Annotated in this window: 14 protein-coding genes; all 14 read left to right on the plus strand. The window is 48.0% G+C overall.

The annotated features are described in order from the left end of the window. Nucleotides 1-10: 10 nt before the first annotated feature. The 14 genes from SP90_RS07950 (at nt 11) to SP90_RS08015 (ending at nt 12465) form a co-directional block, all read left to right on the plus strand. Nucleotides 11-739, plus strand: coding sequence for a phage baseplate assembly protein V (locus SP90_RS07950; RefSeq protein ID WP_066854354.1), 729 nt, complete (start codon nt 11-13; stop codon nt 737-739). 254 nt (nt 740-993) lie between these two features. Then, nucleotides 994-1332, plus strand: coding sequence for a GPW/gp25 family protein (locus SP90_RS07955; protein WP_066854356.1), 339 nt, complete (start codon nt 994-996; stop codon nt 1330-1332). Next, complete coding sequence (locus SP90_RS07960; protein ID WP_066854358.1) at nt 1329-2216, plus strand: baseplate assembly protein; 888 nt, start codon at nt 1329-1331, stop codon at nt 2214-2216. The genes SP90_RS07955 and SP90_RS07960 overlap by 4 nt, the downstream gene beginning before the upstream one ends. After that, nucleotides 2213-2989 (plus strand): phage tail protein I, encoded by a 777-nt coding sequence (locus tag SP90_RS07965; RefSeq protein ID WP_066854360.1) that lies wholly within the window; start codon nt 2213-2215, stop codon nt 2987-2989. Before SP90_RS07960 ends, SP90_RS07965 begins: the two co-directional genes overlap by 4 nt. Next, nucleotides 2989-4986: a DUF1566 domain-containing protein gene (locus SP90_RS07970; protein WP_066854362.1), complete on the plus strand. Its 1998-nt coding sequence runs from the start codon at nt 2989-2991 to the stop codon at nt 4984-4986. Before SP90_RS07965 ends, SP90_RS07970 begins: the two co-directional genes overlap by 1 nt. Nucleotides 4987-5037: 51 nt before the next feature. Then, a complete protein-coding gene (locus SP90_RS07975) occupies nt 5038-5652 on the plus strand; it encodes a hypothetical protein (RefSeq protein WP_066854364.1) in 615 nt (204 codons plus the stop codon). 613 nt (nt 5653-6265) lie between these two features. Beyond that, the gene (locus tag SP90_RS07980) at nt 6266-6601 is read left to right on the plus strand and encodes a hypothetical protein (protein WP_066854366.1); all 336 of its coding nucleotides are present in this window, start codon (nt 6266-6268) and stop codon (nt 6599-6601) included. A gap of 112 nt (nt 6602-6713) precedes the next feature. Next, nucleotides 6714-7916 (plus strand): phage tail sheath subtilisin-like domain-containing protein, encoded by a 1203-nt coding sequence (locus tag SP90_RS07985; RefSeq protein ID WP_066854476.1) that lies wholly within the window; start codon nt 6714-6716, stop codon nt 7914-7916. After that, on the plus strand, nt 7916-8425 hold the full coding sequence (locus SP90_RS07990) for a phage major tail tube protein (RefSeq protein WP_066854368.1): 510 nt from the start codon (nt 7916-7918) through the stop codon (nt 8423-8425). Before SP90_RS07985 ends, SP90_RS07990 begins: the two co-directional genes overlap by 1 nt. A 187-nt stretch (nt 8426-8612) precedes the next feature. Continuing rightward, the gene (locus SP90_RS07995) at nt 8613-8855 is read left to right on the plus strand and encodes a phage tail assembly protein (protein WP_066854370.1); all 243 of its coding nucleotides are present in this window, start codon (nt 8613-8615) and stop codon (nt 8853-8855) included. A gap of 123 nt (nt 8856-8978) precedes the next feature. Further along, entirely contained in the window at nt 8979-10850 is a 1872-nt protein-coding gene (locus SP90_RS08000) for a phage tail tape measure protein (RefSeq protein ID WP_066854371.1), read from the plus strand. 15 nt (nt 10851-10865) lie between these two features. Then, the gene (locus SP90_RS08005; RefSeq protein WP_082936352.1) at nt 10866-11282 is read left to right on the plus strand and encodes a phage tail protein; all 417 of its coding nucleotides are present in this window, start codon (nt 10866-10868) and stop codon (nt 11280-11282) included. Next, nucleotides 11279-11485 (plus strand): tail protein X, encoded by a 207-nt coding sequence (locus SP90_RS08010; protein WP_066854373.1) that lies wholly within the window; start codon nt 11279-11281, stop codon nt 11483-11485. The genes SP90_RS08005 and SP90_RS08010 overlap by 4 nt, the downstream gene beginning before the upstream one ends. Further along, nucleotides 11479-12465, plus strand: a complete 987-nt coding sequence (locus SP90_RS08015) for a contractile injection system protein, VgrG/Pvc8 family (RefSeq protein ID WP_066854375.1) — start codon at nt 11479-11481, stop codon at nt 12463-12465. Before SP90_RS08010 ends, SP90_RS08015 begins: the two co-directional genes overlap by 7 nt. The last annotated feature ends 91 nt before the right edge of the window (nt 12466-12556 follow it).

A 12556-nucleotide genomic window follows, 5' to 3' on the forward strand; every position in this document is an offset into this window, starting at 1 on the left:
GGAGTGCATAATGAATTTTCAATTGGCTGAACTGCAACGGCAGTTTCATACCATGGTTCGCATAGGCACAGTACATTCTGTTGATTACGAAAAAAATTGTGCGCGTGTGGAGTTTGGAACCGTGGTTACAGACTATCTGCCGTGGATTGCTGCAAGGGCAGCGGGGAATCGTACGTACGATGCCCTTGAGGTGGGCGAGCAGGTGCTGGTGATTACTCCAGCTGGTCATGCGTTGGGGGTGATTGTGGGGACATTGAACCAGACAGCATATCCCGCACCGGAACATAGTCCTGATATTCAAAAAACAATCTATAAAGATGGCTCCGTCATCATGTACGACAGGAGCAGCCATGTTTTGACTGCAGATATCAAAGGCGATGTTACGGTTAAGGCAGAAGGTGCCGTGTCAGTAGATGCAGGTAGCAATATATCCTGCAAAGCCGGAGGCAACATCCTTGCTCAGGCTGAGGCGGATGTAACAGTCAAAGCTGCAGGTGCTGTTTCTATCACAGCAGGTTCCTCTGCAACAATTGAAGCTCCTCAGATATCTCTTAATGGTGTGACCTCAATAAACGGTGCACTTACACAAGGTGGCGGCTCCGGTGGAGGGAATGCGAGCTTTAAAGGAAGCCTGCATGCGTCAGAAACCATCTCAACTGATGCTGATGTTGTTGCTGGGGTTTCGCTGAACAGCCATACCCATTCGTGCAAAGAAGGCGGAACAGGTTCACCCTCATAGCGAACAGTTCCTCGTGAGGTTTGTGATTTGAACCCGACACATGATCTATCGTATGTATTGTTTGTTTTTATGTAACTTGTTTTGTGTTGTGGGAAAAGGTGTCGTTACATTCATCGTTATGTCATGTATCGATACCTTATTTGATAGTTTATGTATGTTACGAGGATGCTACGCTTAAAGAAAAAAATACATATTTTACGCAATAGTCACAAACTGCATTGGAATAGTTTGTCGCACACTGCTAATTTGCACTCATGAACGGTATTAATAAACACACCGGAGAGAGACTCTCCGGCATAGCGCATTTACGGCAGTCCATTGCTGACATTCTTTCAACCCGAATTGGTACACGGGTGTTGAATCGAGAGTACGGTTCGCGATTGCCAAGTCTCATTGATGCGCCGGTTAATGCAGACACTTCTTTGGAGTTTTATGCAGCGACAGCGGAAGCCCTGCATCGTTGGGAGCCGAGGTTTACGTTGAAAAATGTTCGCATTGCATCATTAACAGACGGTGTGCTGGCTCTGAATCTGACAGGTGAATACCTGCCGGACGGTAAGCAGATCACACTTGAAGGAGTGGAGGTAACATGAGCGCGTTCAATGCAATTGATCTTTCACGTCTCGTGCCACCTGAGATTATTGAATCTTTAAGCGTAGAGCAAATTCTTCAGGAACTTATTGCATATCACAAGGAAATTGATCCGGATTTTACAGCGCCGGTTCCTTCTGACCCAGCATACAAGATTTTTGAAGCAAACGCGTACAGGGAGCTGTTGCTGCGACAGCGTATTAATGAAGCAGTAAAAGCAGTGCTTGTGGCCTATGCCACAGGTGCAGATCTTGATCACTTAGCGGCATCAATTCCGCTGGAAAGAAAGCTTCTCGACGCAGGCGATCCGGATGCATATCCACCAAGACCGCCAGTGTATGAGGAATGCGATGACTTTCGAAAACGCATTGTGATGGCACCGGAAGGTTTCAGTACTGCAGGGCCAGAGGGAGCGTACATTTTTCATGCACTATCTGTTGTAGGAGTGAAGGATGCGTACCCATCTTCAACAGAACCAGTGCACGTGCAGCTGTACGTACTCGGCAAGGCAGGTACTGGCGTTCCGGAAAAGGCTGTTCTTGATGCAGTAAAAGCTGTGTTTTCTAAGGATACCAGACCGTTTACGGACTATCTGGAAGTGCTGCCCGCAGTTATTAAAGAGTACGAAGTTGAGGCAGCTGTACATATCCTGCCGGGGCCGTCATCGGAAAATGTTTTGCGCGAAGCGCGTACCAATTTGGAAAAGTATGTTGCAGACAGCCATAAGCTGGGAACCTGCATCGCACGTTCAGGCATTAACGCGGCGTTGCATATTGCAGGTGTGTCCCGTGTGGAGATTACCTCTCCGGCTCAGGACATTCTTACACAGCAGAGCGAAGCTGCATACTGCACCAATATTACGTTGACACAAGGGGGAAGTGAATGACGCTGCTTCCCTCAAATGCCACAAAATATGAACGGGCGTTAGAGAAGACCTGTGCACGTTCTTTTTCACTTCCTGTGCTCATTAACACGCTCAGGAATCCGGCTGAATGTCCTATGCAGACGTTGCCTTGGCTTGCATACGAATGGTCAGTTGATGAGTGGAATGAAGAGTGGAGCGAAGAGCAAAAAAGGCAGACGGTGGCACGTTCCATTGCCGTGCATAAAAAAAAGGGTACTCGCGGTGCGGTTGAGGATGCTTTAGGGGCGCTTGGGGTTGAAGTAACAGCCCGCGAATGGTGGGAAGAAACACCCAAAAAGCAGGCGGGAACCTATTCGCTGGAAGTTAAAGGTGCGCTTGGGAGCAGCGAGGCTTTTCAAGAAATCCTTACTGTTGTGAACTCCGCAAAAAATACCCGCTCGCATTTAACCGCCATTTCAGTTCCGCAGGATGTTGAAGGGGAAGTCGGTATTGCAGCCGTAGCGCAGCTTGGGTTGAGCGCATCCGGTGGGCTCCCGAATGATTTGGCAGTGGATACGGCCATTGTCCCAGTGGGGGGCATGGGTATGTCATGCACCTCTGTTAACGGATTCCTGCCGACATTTCAAAAATACGATGCTGACCACACCATTGCAGAGATCGGGGTCGGCCAAATAAGCGTGCCATGCTATGTGCGCCCGTATTGTGCGGCAGAGGTTGAGACAGAGACTACATATCACTCCGGTGGCATTACGCAAATGTATGTACCGGTAATAGCAAGAGTAGAGGGTAATTAATGAGTTTATTCAAACGCATGAGATTGACGGATGCAGGTGTGGATCTGCTTCGCATGGTGCACGAGGGACAGCCTCTCGAACTGTTAAGCATCCACGTGGGTAACGGCATGTGGAGCGAGGAAGAGCGTACAGGCACACCACCTGCGGCGTTGAAAACATCTAAACGTGCAGTGGCAATTACAGAGTACGAAAAGCAGGGCGGAGCAGTAGTACTCAACGGTGTGCTTTCAAACACCGGCCTGACCGAAGGCTTTATGATGACAGAAATGGGTGTAACTGCCCGTCATCCTGAAAATGGTGAACTGCTGTACATGGCAGACTTTGTACCGCCGGAACTGGCAAGTTATCTGCCGCCAGCAAGCGACGCTCCTGTCGAGATGCCTCTGCGCGTGATTGTAAAAGCAGGCACAGGTGCAGAGGTGGTTGTTGAGATTGAAGATCGCTTTGTGAGTGCGTCAAAAAAAGATTTAGATACTGAATTAAGTGCGCATAAACATGCGGCAGATCCGCATCCAGACATGCGTGTGGCTGCGCCTTCTCTCAAGTTACCTAATGGCTATGTAGATCGTGTAAACGAGGGCGAAGCAATCGGATTTAAAGTTACCGGTGTGCCGGAAAATACCCTGTGGGAAACAGAGGTAAAATTGCAGATTCTCAATGCTGCAAAAGAGGATGTAACCAGTGATTTTGCACCGCAGGTGACAAAAGAATCCGTTACCCTCACTGCACCGCAGGTTCCTGCTGATTCTGTATTCAGTGCTCGTTTCCAGACCTGGCAGCACGGCGGCTTAGCTAGCCTGTGGAGTGCACCAGTTGAGTTTACCGTGGTGGATGTGCCCGTAGATGCACCAGCATTCACTTCTCCGGCTAACCATGCGACCGGAATTGGTGAAACTCCAACGCTGACTATTACCGCAGGGTCTTCTGACGACACAACCAAGCATCATGAACATACAGAGTTTGTCATCAGTACAGATCTGTTACGCACAGCTGTGGTTGTAGAGTCTGGTGAACTTGGTGCCGTAACCAGTTGGAAAGTACCAGCTGAAAAATTGCAGACTGGCAGTCACTTGTACCTTCATGCTCGCACCAAATGGGGCGATACATGGAGCGGCTGGACAACAATTGATGTGTTCACCACAGATCTGTTTCAGTTCATTGAAGCACCTACCATTCTTGCACCGCAGGAAGGTAGCGAGGTTATGTGGACTGGTTTGAAAGCTGTGATTGCAACGCCTGTTATTGAGGAAGGCGGCACGCTGCAGCAGGATAAAATTGAAGCAGAAATTAGCAAGAACGGTGAAGTGATTCATACAGAAACTGTAAACGTGGGACAGAAGTTTGTAGATTTACCAACGCAGGAACGGAATACAGCCTTAACCATGCGCGTGCGTGTGCATGATGCTGTACGCGGTTGGTCTGCATGGTCTGAGGTACGAGCGTTTCGGACTAAAACCGTTGGGAATGGTGCACGGTTTGACGGGGGGATAGCGATCTCTCATACATTTGCTAATGGTCAGCAAGGCTATCTCATCGTTGCCCCAGCGTCTAAGCGTATTCAGAGACAGTGGGGACTTAGAGGAACGAATACAAGTCTAACAGACATTACATCCGCATCAATAAAAGATCCTAGGACTGGGGCTCAGAATACCGCCATCCTGTGTTCAAGCCCATATAACAGTATGAACGATGCATACGGTTCCTTTGGCGCTCCTGCTGCTGAGTATTGTGACAATCTTGTTTTTGAAGGCTGTAACGATTTCTTTCTGCCCAATAAAGATGAGTTAGCCAGAATTATTGAGCAGAAAGCTGTCATTGATGCCGCTGACGAAACAAGTGGTAGTAAATTTAATGAGATTGGCACAAATAGTATTTGGAGCTCTTCAGAGTATCGAGATGCAAGTGCTTGGATACAGCCTCCCATCGATGGCGGTCTGGTTTATGGCATTAGGTCTAATCCGAATTGGGTAGTGCCATGCCGGATGTTTATCCCTTAACTTTGGGACTGTCTTTTTTGGGAGTTGATCCTCTGTGAAATGGAGTAAATAATGCAATACTACGAACCAGCCACCGAAACACAATATACAGCATTCCAGCTTACTAGCCGTGGCTTGCTGCATGACGACATCGACTTAGCAACGCTTGATATCTACCCTCTTACGGAAGAACAGCCGCAGTACAATGCAAAGAACCAGCAGCTTACAAATGAACGTGTAGAAGGCGATACAGAAAACGGTTTCCAGCTTATGTGGGATGTTGAATACTTGTCACTTGAGCAAGTGAAACTTGCCAAGCAAAGCGAGATCACAACAGCGCATGATGCCTTTTTAAAAGAGCGTAGTGCTGAATATTCCGACATGGAACGCCAGACATGGGATATGCAGCGAGTAGAAGCAGAGGCACTCATTGCAGATGCAAAAGCATCCGCGCGGCTTGTGCGCGCCATTGCTGCCACACGCGGCATGGATGTGCTTGAGCTTGCAAAACGTATTGATGCCAATGCAAAGAATTGGACTGCAATTGCAGGCAATGTGACAGGGCAGCGCCTAGCCCTGCAGGACAGAGTAACAGCAGCCAAAACACCGGAAGAGGTAGTTGCCATTAAGGTTGTTTTTGCTGTTCCAGAAGCTGTTGAAGCTGCAGAAAAGACGGAAGCAAGTTAGCCGGTAACGTTTACTGTTCTGTTAGGGCGTACAAAGTCCCAAGCATGATTTTGCCACGCTCCCGCGGGGGGACGGGATATGCTAGCGCAGATACCCCTTTCCATTCCCCCTGCGCCTTGCGCGTGAAACCATGCGTCATCCCTTGGCAGCTATTTGCGGTATATCGTTCCCGAACTCCAACACATCACGATCAAGTGAACTTGGGCACGAAAAACAAGGCCGCAAATACCCACCAAGGTGCAGCGTTTGGAATCGGCGGAAGTTATCGATGTTGGTGAAACAGCGACCAAATGTTGTGGCTTACGAGCAGCTACTAATGCCAACTGGATAGATTTGTGGGGCTAGTTGTGTGAATTCTGTCTGATTGGTGTAGCTTCGGAGTTCTGGTTCGCTAGTTTTGAGTGCTAATAACTTAACTGTTGTTTGATTAAAAGGCACAGCTTGTTGCAGCTGACGCTATAGAGATTACGTAACACGTCTTACCTTGATAGTTCTTTGCGGTCGATATTTCCCGAACCGCGTCATACCCGACAGAGATAATCGGCAGTAAAAAAATGCCGTAATTGACTATCAGGATAGTACGATAAAATTATATCAGGAAGTATTTACAGACATGAAGCTTCTTGCATCAAAAACATACCTTGAGGCCTCGCAGGAATTAAAGAATCGAGTCTGCAATGGCTGTGGGCCTGAAGGGTTGATTGGCAAAATTGTGCCGGACAATTTGGTAGGGGCAGATATTTCGGAAGCCTGCAATATCCATGATTGGATGTATCAGGAAGGGGAGGACAAATTGAGGGCAGACCTCTATTTCCTCGCTAATATGATCTATCTGTGCACGAAAAAGAGCAGGCTGCTTTTGCCTGCGCGGGCATTAATGGCAGTCCACTACTTTTTAGCCGTTCACTATGGTGGGGAAGAATACTTTGTAGCTGAAAATGCAGGGTAGGTAACGAAGTAACCAATCTCCTAAACGGGTCAAGGGGCAAGCCCCTTGTGGGTGCAGGGCAAAGCCCTTGCCCCTCGGAGAGCCGTCGGAGACATACTAAAAAGGGTAAATGATGAGTACAGATTTTTTGCATGGTGTGGAATTTGTAGAGATTGATGAGGGCGGTCGTCCGGTCAAGGTGGTGCGTTCTTCAGTGATCGGTATTGTGGGTACTGCTCCGGACGCGGATGAGACAGCGTTTCCGCTCGATACACCGGTATTGATCTATGGCAGTCCGCGTAAAGCTGCGTTGCTGGATACCAAAGGTAATGCTGTTGGTACACTGCCGAATGCTATGGATGCTATTTTCGACCAGCACCACGGTCTGGTTGTGGTTGTGCGTGTTGCAGAGGGGGATAACGAAGCTGCAACTATGACCAATGTTGTCGGCGGCACTTCTAATGATGGCCTGAAGGGTGTGCACGCTCTGCTTGGTGCGAAATCCAAGTGCGCTGTTAAACCTAAAATTCTGATTGCTCCGGGCTTTACGCATCAGCGTGTTGAAGATCCGGATAATTCTGGTCAGTTCTTGAAAAATGCTGTTGCTGCTGAACTGGAAACTATTGCTGAAAAGCTGAACGCGATTGCCATTAAGGACGGTTGCAACACCAACTCTGAAGCTGCAATGCAGGATGCAAAACTGTTCGGCTCTGCCCGAACCTACATTGTTGATCCGTTTGTCACTGTGTTCCGAAAGGGTGCGTACGTGGACGAGCCTGCTTCTGCCCGCGTTGCTGGTGTTATTGCCCGCACAGATGCGGAAAAAGGATTCTGGTGGTCTCCTTCTAACAAACAGATTCTCGGCATCTCCGGTGTTGCGCGTCCAATTCCGTTTGAAATGGGCGATACTGCAAGCGAAGCGAATGTGCTGAACGAGAACAAGATTGCAACCATTATTTGCGAAGATGGTTACAGACTTTGGGGTAACCGTACAACTTCCGGTGATGCCCGTTGGGCGTTCCTTGTTGTACGTCGTATCGCGGACATGATTAACGAATCCATCCAGCAGGCGCACCTGTGGGCAGTGGATAGACCTGTTGGTCGTATCTACTTTGAAGCTGTGCAGGAATCAGTAAATCAGTTCCTGCGCACATTGGAACAGAAAGGTGCGATTCTGGGCGGTAAGTGCTGGGTTGATGAAGAAATCAACAGTTCCAGCGAGATTGAGCAGGGGCATACCTACTTTGATTTCGATTTTACACCGGCATACACCGCAGAACGAGTAACATTCCGCAGCCGTATGACAAATGGCTACGTGCAGGAGGTTTTTAAATAATGTTAGTTGCAGAAAACGTTTTAAAAAGTGCTAACCTGTTTGTGGATGGTCATGGCTTTGCGGGTAATCTTAAAGAAGTAAAACTTCCTGATCTGAGCCTTAAGCTTGAACAGTTCCGCGTTGGCGGTATGGATGCTCCTATTTCTATTGATAAGGGCATGGAAGAGCTTGTGGCCACGTTCACTACAACAAAAAATTGTACTGAAACACTGAGCTTGTTCGGTGTGAATAAAGCAGGTGGGGTTCAGCTTACAATTAAGGCTAGTCTTGAAAGTTACAATGGAACTGTGACTCCGGTTGTTGTGACTATGTTCGGTCGCATTACCAAGATTGCACCTACTGCATGGACAGCTGGTGGTGAATCTTCCACAGCGTACACAGTTAATCTTGAATACTACAAATACACTCAGGACGGCATTGTTGTGCACGAGATTGATGTGCTGAATATGAAGCGCATCATCAACGGCAAAGATCAGCTTGCACAGCACCGCGCTAACCTTGGTCTGTAGCATGTCGGCATAGATGCTGCCGGAGTTTATGTATTCGGTAGCAGGGTAAAAGTATCGGTTCCCGTTGGGTCAAGGTTGGCGGGAACCGGATACACACTATGAAAGTCAGGTGCAGACGCATACATGTGCTGCCCTGACTTTTTTCATGAGTAGAATTGCTCAGCAAGAAAGAAAAAAGGAATTACCAATGCGTACTGTTGATATTGAATTGAAATACCCGGTTACCGTGGATGGACATGAATACAAAAAACTTTCCATGCGTGCCCCTAAAGTGCGTGATCAGATCGTGGCGCAAAAGGCATCCGGTAAGGAGGAGATGGAACTGACTCTGTTTGCTAACCTGTGTGAAATTACACCGGATGTGCTCGAGGAGCTTGAGTTAGCGGATTACAGCCAGCTTCACAGTGCGTACCACGATTTTTTATCCTAACGCCAGAACTGGCGCGTAACTACGTGTTGTATCTGTCCAGTCATACAGGTTGGGGATACAGCGAGTTGATGGAGATGTCATGTGAGGAGCTTGCCATGTGGGTGCAGGAGCTAGGGAGGCTGAATGGCAGAGAATAAAGAAACAGTAATGGTTGAGGTTGGTGGGGCAATTGCCCCGGCACTCAATGCCGTAACGCAGGCTGTGGAAAAAGAGTACATTAAGATTGGCGACTCTCTTCGAGATTTGAAAAATAAGCAAAATATGCTTGAGAAGTTTGATCCTCAGCAGGTGCGTAAAGCGGGGCGTGAGTATCGTACCCTGAAACGTGAGGCGGATAAGCTGGAGCGTGCTGTCGCTCGTGTACCTAAGCCTTCAAAGGAAATGACGCAGTCTATGCACGCTGCCCGCAAGGCAGCAAACGAAGCAAAATCGTCATATGTGCAGCAACGCAGCAGATTAAAAGAGCTTGGGGATTCGTTGCGTGCAGCAGGCGTCGATACAAAAAGATGTAGCCTTGAACAGGACAGACTGTCCAAAGCCATTGGTAAAACAGAAGTTCGTATGAGTAAAATGCGAGCTGGCAAAGGTGGCATTGTAAAGATTGGCAAGGCATTTGAGACAACAGCAAGGTTTGCAGGCTACCTAGGCATTGGGATTGGTAAGGCTGTAGATTTCACTAAAAAAATGTCAGCGGTGAATGCGCAGACAGCACAGCAGGAAAAGCTGGCTCAATCGCTGGGTGTTTCTGGTAAGGCATTTGGTGCATGGAGTGCTTTGGCGGCAGACGCTGGATTGAAGTCTGACTCTGCAAGCAAAATGATTCAGAATATGAACACCAAGTTCGGTGAAGCAAAGAAGTCTGGTGATGTAAAGCCGATGACTGAATCATTAAAGATGCTTGGATTATCATTTAAGGATCTGGAAAAGCTATCTCCTGAACAGCAGTTTGAAACTATAGCAACTGCCATTAAAGGTGCTGGCGATGCGCAGGTTGCCCAGTCTGCAGCAAAAAAATTGTTTGGTGGTGATGCAACAGTTTTCTTTGGGCACTTAAGAACGATGAAAGGTGGTTTGAAGGATATCTATGCCGAACAGGCTAAATATAATGTGCTGTCTGAAGAAGGACGCTCTGGAGCTGTGAAGTATGCTTCGGCAATGGGAAATGTCGGGAGCGTGGTGTCTTCTGCTTCTGCGGAATTCTTTGGGCTCATCGGTGGCGCGCTGGCTCCGTTTATAGAGGAGATTGGTCCGAAAATTGGTGCATTATTTAATGAACACAGAGATTCTATTAAAGCATTTGGAGCAATGATTGGCGAGGTATTACCGAAGGTAGTTGATGTTGCTTTTTCATTGCTGGATACCGTGGTTAGTGTTTCAGATGCGCTCGGTGGATTTGGAAATGTTGCTGCCGTGGTAGGAAGCGTGTTGGGCATGAAATTTGTGTATTCCGGCTACCAGATGGTGAAAACACTGTTTGGTGTGGGACAAGCTGTTGCTCCGCTCCTTTCCGGTGTGTTCCCTGCGTTGATTGGCGGCATTAAAGCCGTCGGGCTGGCTTTTATGTCGAACCCTATCGGGTTGGCGATTAGTGTAGCTGTATTGGCAGTCGGCAGACTAATCTCTACCTGGGATAAGTTGAAGGCAGCATTTAACGCAGGTGGCATTGGCAGTGCGATAGCAACCTTCTTTGGCATGGGAGGGGACTCTGAAGAAGAAAAAAAAGCTGAAGAAAGTAAAAAGCCAGTCATTGGTGCAGTTCCAGGCGAGTACACTCCCTCATTACAGGCAAATGCTTCAATTGCAGGTGGTACGCCAAGAAAAGAACTACTGCCTGTGTCGGTAACCCAGTCTCAAGCCTCAAGTAATCAGGTAACAGACAACCGCACTGTGACGATCAATGTCTATGCAGCAGAAGGGCAAGCTCCTAAGGCTGTTGCAGAGGCTGTGCACGATTGTTTTACTGGTGAAAGCGGAGCATTATATGATTGCGCATAATGTTATGGAGGGCACATGGAAGTAAGACCGGCTATTGCTGAACCGAAAGCTATGATGAAGCTCGGAGACTATACCTTCTCGTTGAAAAATGCTGCGTATACAAGTTCCAGTCGTTCCAGTTCATATAAATGGGCAGAGCAGGCGCGTATTGGTAGTAATCCGCATCTGCAATTTACGGGAGTAGGCGCAGACACATTAAGTCTGCAGGGAGTTGTGCTGCCAACTTATAGAGGGGGGCTTGAACAAGTTGTAACCATGCGGGCGGACGCAGGGAACGGAAAGCCGCTAGCGTTGACTGATAGCTACGGGGACTTGCACGGTTTCTGGTGCATTACTGCAATTACCGAAAAGGGCAGTGACTTTTTGCCGGGCGGATTTCCGCAGAAAATTGAATTCACATTAGAGCTCAAATATGCCGGTGAGAAGATATGAGCGTAGTATACAGAACAAAGCAAGGTGATGTGCTGGATGCGATTGTGTGTAAGCAGTATAACGGTCAATCCGGCGCTCTGGAACAGGTGCTTGAGGCAAATAAGGGGCTTGCAGCCCAAGGTGCTGTTTTGCCTATGGGTGTTCTTGTCACTCTTCCTGATTTGCCGAAACCGCAAGCTGTTGAGAGTGTACACTTATGGTAGCGTATGCACTTGATTACCGGATTGAAGCCAATGGGAAAGACATTACAGAGTTGCTGCGTGGACAAGTTTCTCAGCTGACTATTACGGATGAGGCTGGATACAAGTCTGATAAATTAAGCCTCACTCTTGCAGATTCAGGCATTGCTTTGCCGGAGCCGGGTGCAGAATTGACGGCGTACGTTGGCTACAGGAATGAGTTGCGGCTCATGGGGAAGTACATTGTTGATACAGTAACATTAAATTTCCCGCCGGACAGCATGGCTATTTCAGCAAATGCAGCACCATTTAAGCAAAGTAAAAACGGGATGACGCCGTTACAATCTCAAAAGTCCCGATCCTTTCCAGCAGGAACGATATATGACCTTGTGATGACTATTGCTAATGATCATAACCTTGCGCCGGCATTGGATGCAGGACTGGCAAAGGTTCAGCTATCGCACATTGATCAGAGTGACGAGTCTGATATGAACCTGCTGACACGCATTGCCAAACAGTACGATGCAATAGCCAAGGCTAATGGTGGCAGGCTGTTGTTTGTTAAGCGCGGTGAAGGGAAGAGTACAACGGGGGCAGCAATGCCCAAAATCCATATTACTAAAGAGCAGGTTACAAGCGGCTCTGTTAAAATATCCCAGTGCAGGGCATTTAAGCAGGTTGTTGCAACATATCGGGACACTGCTGGAGCGATGAATGTTGAGGTGGCAGCTGGGAAAGGCGAACCAGTACACCGTATTAAAGGCGTTTTTTCAGACAGCGTTCAAGCGTCATCAGCTGCGCAAAAACAACTTAAGGTGTTTGAACGAGGGAAGAGAACTCTTTCATTATCAATCCCCTTTGCTCCGGACTTAGTGGCGGAATCCCGCATTATCTTAAAAGATTTTCGATCAGGAATTGATGGCGAATGGGGCGTTACCAGAGCCACACATACAATAAACTCCAGTGGGGGTATTACAGCCATTGAAGCGGAGTTTGTGGTGTGAACGGATAAAACAGTCTGAACAGAATGTGCACGAGTTGCGCTTTGTACAAAAAATGTATTGTGAATGTAGTGTATTCAAGTAGAATGCGTCC

Source organism: Halodesulfovibrio spirochaetisodalis (assembly GCF_001672295.1).
GTDB classification, from domain to species: domain Bacteria; phylum Desulfobacterota; class Desulfovibrionia; order Desulfovibrionales; family Desulfovibrionaceae; genus Halodesulfovibrio; species Halodesulfovibrio spirochaetisodalis.